A 16,101-nucleotide genomic window follows, 5' to 3' on the forward strand; every position below is an offset into this window, starting at 1 on the left:
TTATTTCTCCGTTTCCACGAGGCCTTTAACGAACAGACGCTGCATGAAGATAACGACGAGGACGGGTGGCAGCATGGCGAGCATGACGCCGGCCATAACTAGGTTCCATTGGGGTTCAGAGTCGGCGGTGGCCGCAAGGCGCTTAATGCCCATAACAACAGTGTAATATTTGCTGTCGGTGGTCATGAGCATGGGCCATAGGTACTGCACCCATCCGAAGATGAAGAGGATGACGAAGAGCGCAGCGATATTGGTGCGGCTCAAGGGCAGCAGAATATCGCGGAAGAACTTCAGCGGTCCCGCGCCATCGACACGTGCCGCTTCTGCCAGCTCGTCGGGAACCGTCAGGAAGAACTGACGGAAGAGGAATGTGGCCGTCGCGGAGGCGATCAGCGGGATTATCAAACCATGATACGAGTTCAGCATTCCCAAGTCAGCGACGACTTTGAAAGTTGGAATAATGCGGACTTCGACCGGGAGCATCAGCGTAATGAAGATGATCCAGAAGGCGACCATGCGGAACGGGAACTTAAAATACACGATCGCATAGGCTGACAGGATTGAGATCGCGATCTTACCGACCGCAATGGACACTGCCATAATCAGCGAGTTCATCAACATGATGCCGAGAGGAGGTGCACCTGCCGAAGAAACCCCTTCATTGATCATGAAACTATAGTTTTCGATCAAATGTGGGCCAGGCAGCAGCGGCACCACGCCTCGCATGAAGTCGCCCGAGCCGTGGGTAGAGGCGATAAAGGCCAAGTACACGGGGAAGGCCACAACGACCACACCGACGATCAACGACAGATGGGTGATGAAGTTGAGGAACGGTCTATTTTCAACCATTTTGCATGCCCCTTAATACTGGATCCGCCGCTCAACAAAGCGGAACTGAATTGCGGTGAGGGCGATAACAATCAGCATCAACACGACCGACTGTGCCGAGGATGAGCCAATGTTCAATCCGAGGAAGCCGTCCGAATAGACCTTGTAAACGAGAATATTCGTCGCCTGAGCTGGCCCACCCTGAGTGGTGGCGTCGATCAGGCCAAAAGTGTCGAACATTGCGTAGTTGATGTTGACGATGAGAAGGAAGAACGTCGTCGGTGCCAGTAGCGGGAAGACAATTGTCCAGAAGCGCTTGAATGGACCTGCGCCGTCAATTGCTGCCGCTTCCACCAGCGAGTGCGGTACGGACTGCAGTCCTGCGACGAAAAAGAGAAAATTGTAAGAAATCTGCTTCCAGCTGGCAGCGATAATCACAAGGATCATGGCTTGTGTGCCATCAACGCGATGGTTCCACGAGATGCCGAGGCCACGCAGTATATAGGGGGCTATGCCGATTGTGGGGTTGAACATGAACCACCACAGAATGCCGACCACCACTGGGGCCACCGCATAGGGCCACACCAGCATGGTGGTATAAACGCGGCTGGTTTTGAGCGCTCGATTGACAGCAATCGCGAGTAGAAGCGAGATGCCCATCGAAAGCGCGGTGACGCAGACCGCGAACAAGCCCGTCTTCCATAGGGAATTGAGGTAGAGGGGATCACCAAATAGGCGCGTGTAGTTTTCGAACCAAATGAATGTAGTCCGGAAGCCGAAGGGGTCTTCCCGTTCAAACGATGACTTAACCGCTTGGGCCGCAGGCCAAATGAAAAAGATGATGGTGATGACCAACTGCGGCAGAAGCAGCCAGTAGGGTAAAATTCTATTCGGGAATATTGTGCGTTTCGCCTGCATGCTCCGCCTCATGTTTTTTCGCGCGAGTGGCGCGAAACTTAAGGTGCCCCATCTCCTCCAAGACGGAGCACCCTTGCGCTGTCAGATTACTGATTGGCAGCTTCGAAGTCGCGCAGGATGACATTGCCGCGTGTGACGGCCGAGTCGAGCGCTTCTTGTGCGGTCTTATTGCCGGCAAGCATTGCCTCAAACTCTTCGTCGACAACGTTACGGACCTGGGTCAGGTTACCGAAACGAATGCCCTTCGAGTTTGCGGACGGAGTGCCTCGCGTAATCTGCTTGATGGCAATGTCCGAGCCGGGGTTGGCTTCGTAATAGCCCGCCGCAACGCCCGCTTCATAGGTTGCCATCGTGATTGGCAGATAGCCTGTGTACTGGTGCCAGGCAGCCTGAACGTCAGAGCTGTTCAGATAGGAGAAGAATTCGGCAACGCCCTTGTAGGTGTCGTCCGACTTCCCGGTCAGTGCCCAAAGTGTTGCGCCGCCGATGATCGAGTTTTTCGGTTCAGCGATCACATCGTCGTAGTAAGGCAGAGGAGCGAAACCGACCTCGAAGTCCTTCGAGTTATTGATAACGCCAACGCGACCAGCGGAGGAGTTCATGAAGATGGCGCATTCACCGGAATAGAACTTCGGACCGGAGTCTGGGCCACCAGCTGGGCCGCCATATTGGAAGAGGCCTTCATCAGACCACTTTTTCAAATTGCCCCAGTGACGCGCCTGAAGTTCACCATTGAACGTGAACTCGGTGTCAAAACCGCCGAAGCCGTTTTCCTTCGTGCCGAATGGAAGGTCGTGGAGAGCGGAGAGGTTTTCAGTCTGGATCCAGGTGATCCAAGCTGAGCTCAAACCACAGTTAGCAGCACCTGATTCCTTGATCTGGCGCGCCATGGTTTCGAGTTCTGCCCATGTTTTGGGTGGAGTGTTTGGGTCAAGGCCAGCTTTTTCAAAAGCGGTCTTGTTGTAGTACATAATTGGAGTTGATGAGTTGAATGGCAGCGAAAGAATGTTGCCATCGGTGTCCGAGTAATAGCCCGTTACTGGCGCAAGGAAGCCCGATGGGTCCCAAGCCTGCCCGTTCTCGGTCATCACTTCATATACTGGCTTAACGGCGCCCTTGGCCGCCATCATAGTGCCGGTACCAACTTCAAAAACCTGCACAATTGCGGGCTGTTCATTGGCGCGGAATGCGGCAATCGCGGCAGTCAGCGTTTCGGCATACGTGCCCTTGTAGGTCGGGACGACTTTGTAGTTGCTCTGGCTAGCATTGAAGTTCGTCGCGATTTCTTCGAGCTTTTTGCCAAGCTCTGCGTCCATGGCGTGCCACCACGCGATCTCGGTCTGAGCAAAGGCAGGGCTCGCGGTGAGCATCGCTGCAACGCCAGCAGACAGCAAGGTTACGTTCTTAAACATACTCTCTCCCTTGATATTAGCCGGGGCCTCCTCGCCCCTAGCTTTGGATCAATATGATATTAGGAATTCATATTTTGCAAATCGAAATGTTCATGTGAACATCAGGGTGCCGATGAAGTTAACCAGAAACGGCGAGATACTGCCGCGTCTGTGGGCCTTATCAGCAATTAGAGTGCCGGATTTTACCTGCTTTGGCGCGATGTGGTCTGTGCAACTTGCAAGGTCATGGTTCATGTGAACATGATGGTGAGCGAGCCCATCGCGTTACTAGGGAGAGGGTTTTGTATTTTGTAATCTTGCAGCTGTTGGCTTCTATCGTCCTGCTGCTTTGGGCAGTACGCATGGTCCGCACGGCGGTGGAGCGGGCCTATGCGGCAGAACTAAAACGCGCTCTCTCATTGGCAGAACGTAGCCGCTTCATCGCGGCCGGCATTGGGGCCGGTCTGGCGGTGGCGTTGCAGAGTTCGACGGCGGTAGCAGCACTCGCTTCCAATTTTGCCTCAACGGGACTTATGTCGACTGCGACAGGGCTTGTGTTGATGCTTGGTGCCTATCTAGGTTCCGCGCTCGTCGCGAGCATCCTGTCCTTTGATCTCTCATTCTTCCTTGCTCCTCTGATCATCCTCGGCGGGACATTGTTTCTTCGGGGCACGCAACGTCGCTCCAAACAATTGGGACGTCTCGTGCTTGGCATAGCCTTTGTGCTTCTGTCGCTGCAGATGGTGTCTGAGGCGACAGCGCCATGGCGCGAAAGTGAAGTGTTGGGCTGGGTGATCACCTATTTAAGTGGTGATCTTTGGACCTCATTCATTGTCGCTGCGTTGATTACTTGGGTGTCATATTCCTCTGTCGCCAGCGTTCTCGTCATCATTACGTTTGGGACTGCGGGCCTCATACCGTTCGAGGTCTCGGCTGCGTTTATTCTTGGTGCAAATCTAGGCGGCACCTTCATTGCCTACTCCATTACAAAAGGCGGTGACGTTCGTTCCCGACGCGTGGCTGCTGCTGCTTTGGCCATGCGGGGCGGGATGGCATTGCTCGTGCTCGTCTTGTTCCAGGTTTTCGGTGTGCACAGCCTCGGTTTGCCGGGAGATGTTGGGCAACAGAGCAGCCTTTTGCATATTGCCTTCAACTTTGGGGTTCTGCTGTTTGGATTGCTGCTATCGGGCCCTGTGTCCCGTCTCGCGGAACACTTCATCGGCGAGGTCACTGATGCGACGCACACGGACGTCGCTCGCTTGCGCGCTACGGCTCTTGTCGCTGACCCTGCCGGTAACGTTGATGCGGCACTCGCCAGCGCCACACGAGAACTGCTTCGCATGAGCGAGATGGTTGAAGTGATGTTGCAGCCGATAATGGACATCATCAAAACTGGCGACAGAGCAGCTGTTCGGCGCGTGAAGGAAATTGAGTCTGGCGTGGATCGGGCCAATCGCGCCATCAAACTCTACCTCAGTCGTTTGGACTGGAGCTCCATGGATTCTAGTCAGACTCACCGCGCATCGGATCTATCGTCCTTTGCCATATCTCTAGAGCAGGCCGGAGATATAGTGTCCCGGGAGCTGTTGCGCATCGCGGATCAAAAAGTCGATCGTCGACTTTCGTTTTCGACCCAAGGTTGGGACGAACTGGTTCAATTGCACGACCGCGTACTTTCCAACATGCAGCTCGCTCTCAATGTTCTTGTCTCTGAGGACACAGAATCTGCGCGCCGTTTGGTCGTCGAGAAGGATGAAGTTGGTGCCCTTGAGCGCGCCAGCATGGAGAGCCATTTCGCGAGGCTCCGCTCAGGTAACACATCGAGTTTTGATACAAGCGAACTACACTTGGAGCTGATCCATGCTCTGCGCCGGATCAACTCGCTGTTCAGCGGGATCGCCTACTCGATTCTCAGTGAGCAAGGTGAGTTGCTCGACACTCGGCTGACCCATAAATCGGGTTGAGGGTCGGCTACTGGCTTAGCCCTCAAATCGAATTCGCGCGAAAGCTGGATTGCCATCGGTCGATACGATGTGCTTGTCCATAACGCCCTATGCCATAGGCGTTGCGCTGTGGGTCCGTGCTAGCACACCGTGACGAGGCGGAGCGGAATGCGTCGTTATTCCCCAGATCAGCCCGACGACGAGGAAGTAGTGACGCCAATGATCTGTGTCGATGATCGCAGACTGCAGGGCCAGTGGGATAAAGACAGCAAAAACTGGAATGAGCAGGCCGCGCCGCTCTCGGTCTCTTAGCCCAATAAGTCCCCGCCAGAATGTGAGGGCAACGAGGAAGTAATAGATGAGGCCGCCGCCCCACCCATAGCCGTGTAGAACCGTCACATAGGTATTGTGCGGCTGCTCTGAGATTTCCAGGTAAGTAAACTCGGTAGGGCCGAGGCCCAGCGGGTGGTCGAGGGCAAGATCAAACGCGTATCCTTGTCGTCCAAAGCGGCCACTCTCACCTGTGTCATAATCTTGACTCATCGTTCGCAGTTCAAAGAACTCACGGACCTCAGGCACTGACAGCAATCCTGCCAACATGACGACGACGAGTATGCTCCCGATGATGGCGATGGTCAGCATTCGGACCTGTATCCGCGCTTTCGCTTCGAGCAGGAAACACAGGACAAAGACGAGGAATGCGGACGCCGCAAAATGCCCCCAAGCCGCACGCGAAAAGCTGACAAACACACCAAGCATGATCAGCAAGACAATCGCGCCGCTCACCAGTTGGCCCTTGCGTTGGAAGAACAACTCGCGCAGCACCATCATGGCCGGTAGGACGAGGAAAGGCCCATAAACATTGGGGTCTTTGAACATCGCCTTAGCGCGATCGTATCGCAGGAACATGTCTGCGTTTGGCATCAATCGTAGGTAGGCGAGGATGCCAATTGCAGCGGAGACAATGGCGATAGCCACATAGGCATTGCGAATGACAGCTAATCGTTTCTCGGGCGCATCGGCGATAAAATTGGCGACAAAAAAGCTCGTCAAGAACAGGTAAATCGTGACTGCATTAAAAATAAGTGCGTCCGTTAACGGAGCGTGACGCACTTGGAACGCAGCAATTGTCGCGAATATCGAAAACGGGATGATCAATCCGAGCAATGGCAAGGTGGAAGGAAATAGGGGCATGCGGACTGCCACCATCATGCCAAGCGTCAGTAAGAACAAAACTTCGTACAGGGATGGTTCAAAAAAGACCAAACCACCGGAGAATACCCAGATCCAAACCACCGCAACAAAGACTTTTGATGCCACTGCGCTCATATAGGCGCGGCCACGAAATTGCGCCAAGGTTAGGTTTTCCGCCGAACTTGCGGATAGTACATCGGTCATAGCGTTCTTTACTTAAACAGTGCGCGTTATAGTATTGGCGCTGGTTGAAGAAAATGCTAACCGCGCACGTCGTAATTTGGCGTTCGACATGAAATCGTCTGCGCGAAACCGCGCTAAGAGGAGGCCAAGTTGACAGTCTCGCGCCGGAATCTTCTCCGTGGCAGTATTGGCGTCGGCGCCAGCCTAGCACTCGCAAACAATGCCGCCGCTCAACGCTTTGTTGATGCAAATGATTTTAGACTGTCGCCATCAAATGGCGACCAGACTAGCTCACTTCAGGCCGCGATTGACGCCGCCATAAGCCTGCAACAGCCACTTTTGGTCGGCCCAGGGGAATTTGCGACCAATCTAATCACCATCGGTGGACCGCTCATCGTCCGGGGCTCAGGGCAGACCGTTCTTCGCCTCGACGTCGCAGACACTATCTTGGCGGTACAAGACTGCAGCCATGTCGTGCTTGAAGGGCTGGTCCTCGCAGGCAATCCGCTGTCTCGCGGGGGGCGAGCTTTGCTGGAATTTGTGAGTGCCAGCAATTTCACAGTGCGAGATTGTCGCTTCGTGTCCTCGTCAGGGATGGGGGTCTGGTTACAAGATGCCGAAGGTCGCATCGAGGATTGCGACTTCTCTGACATCGCTGACACCGCTGTGTTTTCGACCGATAGCCGGGGCCTGGACTTGAGCGGCAATGTCATAACGCGGTGCGGGAATGGCGGTATCCGCATCTGGCGTTCGGAGAGTGGCGCTGACCGCTCGCGCATCTTTGGAAACCGTATAAGCACGATCGATTGGAAAGATGGCGGCAACGGGCAGAACGGCAATGGCATCAACGTATTTCGCGCTGATGGCGTGAGCATAACCGACAATCACATCGTCGATTGCACATTTTCTGCCATACGGCTCAACGCCACCAACGACACCCGCGTCATCGGAAATCACTGCGAGAAGAGCGGCGAAGTCGCCATCTACTCCGAGTTTGGTTTCTCTGGCTCCATCATCAGCGACAATGTGATCGACGGCGCAGCGGCCGGGATTTCAATGACGAATTTCGACCACAATGGACGCTTGTCCGTCTGCAAGGGCAATATTGTCCGCAATATTGCGAGCGCCTCACTGACAAATCCCGATGTAGTTCCCTATGGGATCGCAGCAGAGGCCGACGCAGCTATCGTGGGGAATATAGTCGAAGCGGTGCCGGGGACGGGGATCGTTGTTGGTTGGGGCACTTATCTTAGGGATGTGCTGGTCAGCGATAATGTCGTTAGACACTGCGATATTGGCATTTCGGTCAGTGTTGTCGACGGGGCCGGGCCGTCCCGAATTAGCGACAACCTGCTGTCTGGCATTCGCTTACACGCGATTGTCGGCACGCATTGGAGGGATATCACTGTCACCGACCTCATCGGTGACGCTGGGAGCCATCCCAAGATCGCGATTGATGGAAACAGCGTGCACTAGCGATATGATTGATCGCGTACGTCGGACGCCTCGCGCATATTTAGGGTCCGCAACCGGCAGAGCACTAAGCGGTCCCCAAAAACCTGGATTTCCTAGGACTTATTCCGATTTCGAAGCTTAGGGAAATTTGGCTGGGGAACCTGGACTCGAACCAAGATTGACGGAGTCAGAGTCCGCTGTTCTACCATTGAACTATTCCCCAGCAGGCCCAAAGGGCTGACAGCATGGCTGCTGGTCAGTCGGGTGAAATTCGTAAACTTCGCTATCCCGCTGATGACCGTGTCTTAAAAGCGGAGTGGGCTTTGGGTCAAGCCTTCATTGGGCAATCAGTGCGCGAGTTCGCGAAATCCTGTTGATTTCTTCTCGCGTTCTCCATCGACAGAAGGGCCATCTCGCTTTGGGCGAGATGGCAATTTTGTAGGCTAGAGCAGAGCCTGCTCATTTTTGCCCATCAGGCGGAACGCGATGTAGACCGCAATGCCACTGATCAACAGCAGAATGGTAGACATAGCGGCCGCCACCCCGAAGTCACCATCGAGAATGAGCACGTAAATGCGCACCGGCATGGTGATCGTCGATCCGACATAAAGCACGAGCGAGGACGATAGCTCGTTGATCGCAGTGACAAAGCTGAGCATTGCACCGGCGATGATGCCGGGAACGATCAGCGGCACGGTTACGCGTAGGAATGCCTGGAATGGGCTATATCCCAGAGAGACCGCTGCTTCCTCAAGACTGGGCGAGATTTGGCGCAGTGCCGAACTTGTCGTGCGCACCGTATAGGGCAGGCGACGAATAAAGATCGAGAGGATGATGATGGCTGCCGTGCCAGTCAGCACGAGTGGGCCCGTGTTGAACGCGGCAATATAGGCGATACCGATAACAATGCCCGGCATCACATAGGGGATCATGAACGCCCCATCGAGCAGGGAGGTGTTGATGCTGGTGCGGCGAGCGACGAGCACGCCGATAATAGTGCCAGCAACGACGATCAGGGCCACGGCAATAGCGGAGAAGGTGAGCGAATTGCGCACAACATCGCCGAGGTTGAAGATGATGCGCTCATAGCTTTGCAGCGCGAAACCATCTTGAAACACAGGGCCGTTGGTCTTGCGCAACGAGTAGATGACCGAAATGATCACCGGCATGGCACCGCAGAGGCCGATGAAATAGACAGCGAAGTGCGCCAGCCAATTGCGCCAGCCTTGGAGCTGAATTTTGATCGGCTTGTTGATCATGTTGCCGTGGTAGACGTTCTTGCGCGACATGAAGCGCTGGATCATCACAAAGGCCATAGAGACCATGATCAGCACCACCGAAATGGTGGTCGCCATGGACATGTTGGACCCAACTTCAGCCGAGTAAAGTGCATAGGCTTCGGTGGCGAGCACGTTGTAGCCACGGCCGAGCAGACGTGGCGTACCGAAGTCCGCGATAGACTGGATGAGCGCCAGAAGACCGCCTGCCGAGAGCGCTGGCAGAACGAGCGGAAACGAGATCTTGAATGTACGCTGTAGTGGGGTCAGGCCAAGGCCTTCTGCTGCCTCTTCAAGCGAGCGGTTGACGTTCGATAGTGCGCCCGAAACCATCAGGTAGACGAAGGGATAGAACTTCAGCGCGAAGACGATGAGAATGCCGCCCAGCCCATAGATTGGAGGCATGTTGATCCCGATTTCGCGGGCCCAACTGCGGACGACACCGCCAGCGCCGAACAACACAATCCACGAGTATGCGCCGATGAAGGGCGGTGACACGAGGGCGAGGATCGCGAGGAGCGAGACGAACTTGCCGCCCTTAATCTGGAAGCGCGAGATGCAGAAGGCCATGATCGAGCCGAGCAACATGGCGCCAAAAAGACCGCCAAAGCCCACCACGAGCGTATTCAAGAAAGCCCGCTGATAGCGGGGCTCCATAACGAACGCCAAATAGTTGGCGAGCCCGGTGTTGCCGGAACGGTCGACAAAGCTCGAAATGAGCACCGAGCCGACCGGTATAATCAACAAGAGCGCAAGGATCGCCCACGTCGCGAAACTTACGATTTTCCAAAAGTCGAAACGCGCTGTCATGGTCAGCCCCCCAGAGCCACGCGCTTCTTATCTGCGTCGAACGCCATAAGGTGCTCGCGAGCAATAAGAATACGGACGGCATCGCCTGGAGTGTAGATTCGCTTCAATTCGGCGGCGCCGAGCTGAACGGTGATCTCGCCCGCGGATGTTTTTACGAGAATATGCGCTTCACGGCCGAGGTAGGTGTATTTGACGATCTCGCCGTCAACAGCCACAGCGCCTAAACCGGCGGCCTCATCTGCTGCCAGAAGACGCATGCTTTCTGGGCGGATGGCCCAAGTTGTTGCGATTGCGGCCACAAGGTTGAGCTGACTGAGAAGCTGCGTGAGCCCCGCTGAGGCCGAGAACGTATTCAGTGTCCCGACGAAGTTCGCGACGAACAGGGTCTGCGGATTGCCGTAGATTTCCTGAGGGGTGCCGATCTGTTCGATCTGGCCCGCGCTCATCACACAAATGCGGTCGGAGATCGCCAGCGCTTCTTCTTGGTCGTGCGTAACATAGATCGTCGCGATGTTGACGCGCTTCTGAATGTCACGAATTTCTTCGCGCAACTCGATACGCAGCTTGGCGTCGAGGTTGGAAAGCGGCTCATCCATAAGTAGAAGGCATGGATTGATGACCATGGCGCGAGCGAGGCCGATGCGCTGTTGTTGCCCGCCCGACATCGCGGCCGGAAGGCGTTCGGCTAGCGCGCCCAAATGCACGGCGTCGAGAGCCGCAGCGACGCGGGTCTTGATTTCTGGGGCAGGAACCTTGCGGGGCTTGAGGCCAAAAGCGACGTTATCAAACACGCTCAAATGCGGAAAAACGGCGTAGTCTTGGAAGACCATGCCGATATCGCGCTGGTGAGGTGGCTGCGCGCGCAAGTCTTTGCCCGCCAATGTGATGCTGCCCGACGTCAGATCGTTAAATCCGGCGATGGCGCGCAGAAGGGTGGTTTTCCCGCAACCAGATGGTCCCAGCAGCGTGAAGAATTCCCCTTCTTCCACTGAAATCGAAACGCCATTGAGCGCGCGGAAGCCCACGAACTGCTTCACCCCGTCGGTGACTGTCAAATAAGCCATTCCAGCCCCTCATTTCCCTCGTTCTCTGTGCTTTGAAAGCAAACACAATTTTCGTATTGCAACAAGTGCAATGTCGCTCCATGATCAGAAACGATCATAAGTTTGATCAAAAGGGAACAGGAGGAACAAATGAGTGTTGCAAAACGGACATTGGTCGGATTTGCCTTCGCACTAGCAGCAACGACTGCAATGAGCCCCGCAATGGCAGCCGAAGGTTCGGTTGTCGTTTACACTGCGCACAAGTCATCCATCGTGGACCGCCTTCTGCCAGTATTTGAAGCCGACACAGGCCTTAAGGCCGAAGTTATCCAGCTCGGTTCGGGCGACATCTTCCGCCGCGCACGCGCTGAAGCAGGCGCACCAGCAGCAGACGTTATCTGGTCGGTGACCGGTAGCTTGCTGACCGAAAATGCTGATTTGCTCGAGCCGTATCAGGTTAAGGATCACGCAGCGCTCAACGCTGAGTTCGTTCGGAGCGATGCTTGGACCCCGTATACTGCGGTTGTTTATGTCCTCGCTGTGAATACCGACATGGTTTCGCTCGAAGACGCACCAAAGAATTGGGCTGACCTGGTCGATCCTAAGTGGCACGGCCAGATCGCATCTGCTCGCGCAGATAACTCGGGTTCGGCTGTGCAGCAGCTTCAGACCGCGCTCACCGTTTTCGGTGATGATGGCTGGGCGAAGTACACTGAAATGGCGAAGAATTTCGTCTTCACCGATAGTTCGGGCGCCGTTCCACGCTTCATCGCTGACGGCGAAACCTCGATGGGCTTGACCCTCGAAGACAATGCCATCGAATACCGCAATGGCGGCGCGCCAATGGCAGTTGTGCTTCTCGCTGACGGCACAGTCGCGGCGCCAGATGGTATCGCGCTCGTCAAGGGTGGGCCAAACCCAGATGGCGGTAAGGTCTTCCTCGACTGGGCAATGTCCAAGTCGACGCAGGAACTCCTCGCCAATGAGATCGGCCGTCGTGCAATCCGCACCGACGTTGCTCCACCTCCAGGTGCACCAGACCTGAACACCGTCAAACTGATTGAGATCAAGTCGCTCGACGATCTTGGTGGCACCGAAGAAGTGCTCGCCAAGTGGCGCACGGCAATCGGCGAATAATCTGACTATCTATAAGACTGACGGGATTTGTTTGAATGAAGCACATGGAAGCCTTTTCGCTCGGCAAGAAGTTCGCCGATCCAGGGGCCAATGAAGATAGTCTCGTCATTCTACCAAATAGGGGTTACGCCGTTATCGACGGCGTAACCGACCGCAATGGGACGCGGTATAATGGCATGTTGTCTGGCCAGTTTGCGTCACGCACGGTTCAGGCGGCCATTGAGAAGTTCCTTCTGGCACAGGGCGATGCTCGCCAGCCGAACTTGCAGTTTGCAGGGGCCGAGCATTTCATCGACTACCTCGGGCAGGCGATATTCGCCGAATATGCGAAGGCCGGCGCTGTCGACGCCGTTACAGCCGACTGGAAGCTGCGTGGCGGTTGTACCGTCATGGCGGCGCTGATCATCGGTGATCGCCTAGAGATCATCGCTGTTGGCGATAGTGGCGTGCGTATCAATGGCGAAGATGTTCTGCAGGTCCTCAAGCCTTTGGACGATGTTACGGCTATCATGCGCCGCGAAACATGGAGCCATTTCCGCGCTCTAGGCTACGATAGCGTGCGTGCAGATGCGCTTGCAGCAAACATCACTTGGCGCGGCACAAAGCATCAGGAAGCTGGTACAGACACGGCCGATCAACAATTTCTTGCTAACATCGAGCAGCGGGCCCTTGCGGCGTGCACAGCGCATTTGCCGAATGTTCCTGAGGCTGAAATTCAGGCGCTCATTCATGGTGGTATCTGTTTCGCGCAGGGCGATTTCCAGAACGTAACCGATTTGGTGCTGGGCTACGGCGGGCTCGACGGTTTTGCTGTGCCTTCACGCTACATCGAAACCCGCAGCTACTCCCTCAAGGACGTTCACACCATCGAGCTTTTCTCCGATGGTTATTTCAAGCTTGGCGATCGTTTCGGCGTGGCCTCATGGGAGGCCGCTCACGAAGAGGTAGAGGCAGAAGACTTCCACAAAATCGCCCGCTATATGAGCACAAAGGGTACGACTGATACCCAACTCACCGATGATAGAACCTATCTAGGGATTAAGCTCTAATGAGTGGCCGGACGCGTGTTGAAGGATTGTTGTCTCAGCGCGCGGACTCTCCGGCCGCTTCTAACGGCCTGAATGAGCGGCAAGAGCAAATTCTTGCCGCCATAGGCGCTAATGGCGCAGCGTCTGTTTCGGAACTTTCTGAGCAGTTTAACGTCACCACCCAGACTATTCGGCGGGACTTAAAACTGCTCAACGAACGGGGCCTGCTGGTCAAAGGCTTTGGCGGCGCTTTCGCGGCCCCGGGTGTCGCGCGATACACCTATAATGAGCGCGGTAGCACCGAAGTCGACATCAAACGCCAGCTCGTTAATGCGCTCAAGCCGATCCTGTTTGACGGCGCCACGGTGTTTGTGGGCCTAGGGACGACCTTCCACGGCCTCCATCAAGTTGTTGCAGACTTCCCTGGCATGCTGGTGGCGTCGCCCAATCTGGAAGTCATCTATAGCTGCGCGATGAATACCGACGCCACCGTCTATGTTTACGGCGGCTATGTGCGCAATAAGGACACTTCCATCCTCACCCTGGCCGACGGTAGTCGGCAAAAGTTCAAGTTTGATATCGCCATCATCGGCGCTAGCGCGATTGATCGGGAGGGCTCCGTGCTGGAGTTCGATCCGATGGAGGTCGATCTAGTCCGCGACGTTCTCGCTCTGAGTCGGCGGGTCGTACTCGTCGCTCATGACGGAAAATTCAGCCAGAACGCGCCCCATGTGGTCACGCATCTCTCCGAAGTCGATGTGCTTGTCACAAACGGTGATCCCGCCACATATTTTGACGACGCTACGACGTTGAAAGGTCTCGATATCATCCGCGTGTGAGGATGAGGCGGATGCTTTTGATTGCGCTGGGGCATGCCATGCTCTACCTTAGTCTCAACAACGCAACAAAGGTGCGTTCGGGCGCGGCCGGCTTTCCGGCCTTGGCGACCGCGCACTAAGGAGACATCCCGTGGCCGATCTTACTCGGTCCGCCGCTGTTTCGGTCTTAAAAGCCGAGGCAGGGGCCGGTGTATCTTCCGGTCAAAGCCGGAAGGATAGGGCAGCCATTGCGCCGCCCGGATCGCCGGATCCGCGGACCCTAAACGCCCCGAATCCCCGTCGACACCGCGGCGCCATTTACGCTGCGCTCGATTTGGGAACGAACAATTGCCGTCTTCTTATTGCCAGACCCCATGAAAGGGGTTTTCGCGTTTTAGATGGCTACACACGCATTGTCCGACTAGGCGAGGGCGTTTCTGTGACCGGTCGTTTGGCTGATGGCGCGATGGAACGCACCATGGACGCCCTTCGAATGTGCCGGAACAAGTTGCGCGAGCATCAGCCGACGCGCATGCGTTTGATCGCAACCGAAGCCTGCCGCGCCGCTGAAAATGGTCCTGCATTCTTGGCCCGTGTGAAGAGCGAGCTTGGGATCGAACTTGAGATCGTTGATCGTCGCACTGAGGCCGAATTGGCCGTTACCGGTTGCGCCGATCTGATTGATACTCAGGCGCAAGGCGCGCTGATGTTTGATATCGGCGGTGGTTCGTCGGAGCTGGCTTGGCTCGACTTCCGTGGCGGTCGACCGCGTTCGCAGGGGCGGATGTCCGCATCTATTCGGTCGTGGCAGTCCATGCCAGTTGGCGTGGTCTCGATTGCCGAGAAATTCGGTGGTGTGAATGTCACGCGCGAGACGTTTGAAGACATGGTCTCCTACGTTTCTGAGCACCTCCGTCAGTTCCGTGGCCGCGAAAAGCTGCGTCAGATGATTGCCGAACATCCAGTCCATTTGATTGGCACTTCTGGTACGGTGACGACGCTTGCGGGTTTACATCTCGGCCTGGAACGCTATGAGCGTCTGAAAGTTGACGGCTTGTGGATGCGGCGCGATCAGGTTGATGAAACCATGCGCGTTCTGCTGAACATGCCATTCGAGCGCCGTGTCGCGCATGCTTGCATAGGCAAGGATCGCGCTGATCTCGTGCTTCCCGGTTGTGCTATTTTTGAGGCCATCCGTCGTGAATGGCCTACGGATCGTGTTCGGGTTGCCGATCGTGGTCTTCGTGAAGGTATTTTGATTTCCCTTATGGACGCTGATCGCTCCCAGAAGCGTCCAATTCGACATCCAAGGAGGGCGGGCAATGGCCAATAGTAAAGCCCTGGGCACAGGCGGTCGTAAGTCCGACAGAGACTTTAAAATTCGCGTTAAATCGGCCAAGGGCCGTAAAGTCGCGTCGACGAAGTGGCTTGAGCGTCAGCTCAACGACCCCTATGTGGCGCGCGCACGCTCTGAAGGGTATCGCTCTCGCGCTGCCTTCAAAATCAAAGAGATGGATGAAAAGCACAAGTTCTTCAAAAAGGGCATGCGCGTCGTCGATCTTGGTGCAGCGCCGGGCGGCTGGTCGCAGGTAGCGGCCACCGCTGTTGGCTCGACGCCGGACAATGTGCTCGTCATCGGTATCGATTATATCGAAATGGACGACATCCCTGGTGTGAACCTGCTGCGCAAGGATTTCACCGAGGATGATGCTCCGGGCATGTTGATCGACATGCTGGGTGGCCATAAGGCCGACGTTGTCATGTCGGATATGGCGTGGCCGACCACAGGCCACCGTCCGACGGACCACCTTCGTATCGTTCACCTCATCGAGATTGCGGCAGACTTCGCCATTGAGGTCCTCAAGCCCGGCGGCACGTTTGTGGCCAAGGTTTTCCAAGGCGGCACCGAGCATGAGCTGTTGCACATGCTCAAACGCCATTTTGATACGACCTTCCACTCCAAACCGCCCTCAAGCCGCAAAGACTCCGCAGAGGCTTATCTCGTGGCGAAGGGGTTCAAAGGCCTGGATTTCCGGCATGAACACAACAACGATCACGACGAATAGTCAGCCGCGA

The 16,101-nt window shown here is 55.6% G+C and carries 13 protein-coding genes and 1 tRNA gene; 7 read left to right on the forward strand and 7 right to left on the reverse strand.

The window, feature by feature from the left end; genetic code table 11:
* The 3 genes from ugpE to ugpB form a co-directional block, all read right to left on the reverse strand.
* A complete protein-coding gene (gene ugpE, locus JHC09_RS09730) occupies positions 1 to 849 on the reverse strand; it encodes a sn-glycerol-3-phosphate ABC transporter permease UgpE (RefSeq protein WP_169194785.1) in 849 nt (282 codons plus the stop codon).
* Between the two features lie 12 nt (positions 850 to 861).
* Complete coding sequence (gene ugpA / locus JHC09_RS09735; protein WP_199531797.1) at positions 862 to 1,746, reverse strand: sn-glycerol-3-phosphate ABC transporter permease UgpA; 885 nt, start codon at positions 1,744 to 1,746, stop codon at positions 862 to 864.
* Positions 1,747 to 1,832: 86 nt separating this feature from the next.
* On the reverse strand, positions 1,833 to 3,158 hold the full coding sequence (ugpB, locus tag JHC09_RS09740) for a sn-glycerol-3-phosphate ABC transporter substrate-binding protein UgpB (RefSeq protein WP_169194787.1): 1,326 nt from the start codon (positions 3,156 to 3,158) through the stop codon (positions 1,833 to 1,835).
* 281 nt (positions 3,159 to 3,439) lie between these two features.
* Here ugpB and JHC09_RS09745 point away from each other — a divergent pair, with 281 nt between their 5' ends.
* Entirely contained in the window at positions 3,440 to 5,101 is a 1,662-nt protein-coding gene (locus tag JHC09_RS09745) for a Na/Pi cotransporter family protein (protein ID WP_199531798.1), read from the forward strand.
* An 87-nt stretch (positions 5,102 to 5,188) separates the two neighbouring features.
* Here the strand turns inward: JHC09_RS09745 and JHC09_RS09750 are convergent, their stop codons facing one another.
* On the reverse strand, positions 5,189 to 6,478 hold the full coding sequence (locus JHC09_RS09750) for an O-antigen ligase family protein (protein ID WP_199531799.1): 1,290 nt from the start codon (positions 6,476 to 6,478) through the stop codon (positions 5,189 to 5,191).
* 129 nt (positions 6,479 to 6,607) lie between these two features.
* Between JHC09_RS09750 and JHC09_RS09755 the strand changes: the two genes are divergently transcribed.
* On the forward strand, positions 6,608 to 7,933 hold the full coding sequence (locus tag JHC09_RS09755) for a TIGR03808 family TAT-translocated repetitive protein (protein ID WP_199531800.1): 1,326 nt from the start codon (positions 6,608 to 6,610) through the stop codon (positions 7,931 to 7,933).
* Positions 7,934 to 8,061: 128 nt separating this feature from the next.
* On the opposite strand, the gene JHC09_RS09760 is transcribed toward JHC09_RS09755, so the two are convergent.
* The 3 genes from JHC09_RS09760 to JHC09_RS09770 all read right to left on the reverse strand — a co-directional run bounded on the left by JHC09_RS09760 (position 8,062) and on the right by JHC09_RS09770 (position 11,063).
* Positions 8,062 to 8,135: transfer RNA gene (locus JHC09_RS09760), tRNA-Gln, on the reverse strand.
* A gap of 220 nt (positions 8,136 to 8,355) precedes the next feature.
* Complete coding sequence (locus tag JHC09_RS09765) at positions 8,356 to 9,999, reverse strand: iron ABC transporter permease (RefSeq protein WP_199531801.1); 1,644 nt, start codon at positions 9,997 to 9,999, stop codon at positions 8,356 to 8,358.
* A gap of 2 nt (positions 10,000 to 10,001) precedes the next feature.
* Positions 10,002 to 11,063, reverse strand: a complete 1,062-nt coding sequence (locus JHC09_RS09770) for an ABC transporter ATP-binding protein (RefSeq protein ID WP_199531802.1) — start codon at positions 11,061 to 11,063, stop codon at positions 10,002 to 10,004.
* 129 nt (positions 11,064 to 11,192) lie between these two features.
* Between JHC09_RS09770 and JHC09_RS09775 the strand changes: the two genes are divergently transcribed.
* The 5 genes from JHC09_RS09775 to JHC09_RS09795 all read left to right on the forward strand — a co-directional run bounded on the left by JHC09_RS09775 (position 11,193) and on the right by JHC09_RS09795 (position 16,091).
* On the forward strand, positions 11,193 to 12,179 hold the full coding sequence (locus JHC09_RS09775) for an extracellular solute-binding protein (protein WP_169196673.1): 987 nt from the start codon (positions 11,193 to 11,195) through the stop codon (positions 12,177 to 12,179).
* Positions 12,180 to 12,214: 35 nt separating this feature from the next.
* Positions 12,215 to 13,228 carry a hypothetical protein gene (locus JHC09_RS09780; RefSeq protein ID WP_199531803.1) on the forward strand — a complete coding sequence of 338 codons (1,014 nt, stop codon included), beginning with the start codon at positions 12,215 to 12,217 and terminating at the stop codon, positions 13,226 to 13,228.
* Positions 13,228 to 14,046, forward strand: a complete 819-nt coding sequence (locus JHC09_RS09785) for a DeoR/GlpR family DNA-binding transcription regulator (protein ID WP_199531804.1) — start codon at positions 13,228 to 13,230, stop codon at positions 14,044 to 14,046. Before JHC09_RS09780 ends, JHC09_RS09785 begins: the two co-directional genes overlap by 1 nt.
* A gap of 313 nt (positions 14,047 to 14,359) precedes the next feature.
* A complete protein-coding gene (locus JHC09_RS09790) occupies positions 14,360 to 15,358 on the forward strand; it encodes a Ppx/GppA phosphatase family protein (RefSeq protein WP_210257132.1) in 999 nt (332 codons plus the stop codon).
* Positions 15,348 to 16,091 (forward strand): RlmE family RNA methyltransferase, encoded by a 744-nt coding sequence (locus JHC09_RS09795; RefSeq protein ID WP_169196676.1) that lies wholly within the window; start codon positions 15,348 to 15,350, stop codon positions 16,089 to 16,091. The genes JHC09_RS09790 and JHC09_RS09795 overlap by 11 nt, the downstream gene beginning before the upstream one ends.
* Positions 16,092 to 16,101: the final 10 nt, after the last annotated feature.

It is taken from the genome of Devosia sp. MC532, from assembly GCF_016461625.1.
Classification (GTDB): domain Bacteria; phylum Pseudomonadota; class Alphaproteobacteria; order Rhizobiales; family Devosiaceae; genus Devosia.

What these genes read in the sequence shown, in the direction of transcription:
- ugpE (WP_169194785.1), bottom strand. Translation starts at nt 849, where the DNA reads ATGGTTGAAAATAGACCGTTCCTCAACTTCATCACCCATCTGTCGTTG.
- ugpA (WP_199531797.1), bottom strand. Translation starts at nt 1,746, where the DNA reads ATGCAGGCGAAACGCACAATATTCCCGAATAGAATTTTACCCTACTGG.
- JHC09_RS09775 (WP_169196673.1), top strand. Translation starts at nt 11,193, where the DNA reads ATGAGTGTTGCAAAACGGACATTGGTCGGATTTGCCTTCGCACTAGCA.
- JHC09_RS09770 (WP_199531802.1), bottom strand. Translation starts at nt 11,063, where the DNA reads ATGGCTTATTTGACAGTCACCGACGGGGTGAAGCAGTTCGTGGGCTTC.
- JHC09_RS09795 (WP_169196676.1), top strand. Translation starts at nt 15,348, where the DNA reads ATGGCCAATAGTAAAGCCCTGGGCACAGGCGGTCGTAAGTCCGACAGA.
- JHC09_RS09750 (WP_199531799.1), bottom strand. Translation starts at nt 6,478, where the DNA reads ATGACCGATGTACTATCCGCAAGTTCGGCGGAAAACCTAACCTTGGCG.
- JHC09_RS09780 (WP_199531803.1), top strand. Translation starts at nt 12,215, where the DNA reads ATGAAGCACATGGAAGCCTTTTCGCTCGGCAAGAAGTTCGCCGATCCA.
- JHC09_RS09785 (WP_199531804.1), top strand. Translation starts at nt 13,228, where the DNA reads ATGAGTGGCCGGACGCGTGTTGAAGGATTGTTGTCTCAGCGCGCGGAC.
- JHC09_RS09765 (WP_199531801.1), bottom strand. Translation starts at nt 9,999, where the DNA reads ATGACAGCGCGTTTCGACTTTTGGAAAATCGTAAGTTTCGCGACGTGG.
- ugpB (WP_169194787.1), bottom strand. Translation starts at nt 3,158, where the DNA reads ATGTTTAAGAACGTAACCTTGCTGTCTGCTGGCGTTGCAGCGATGCTC.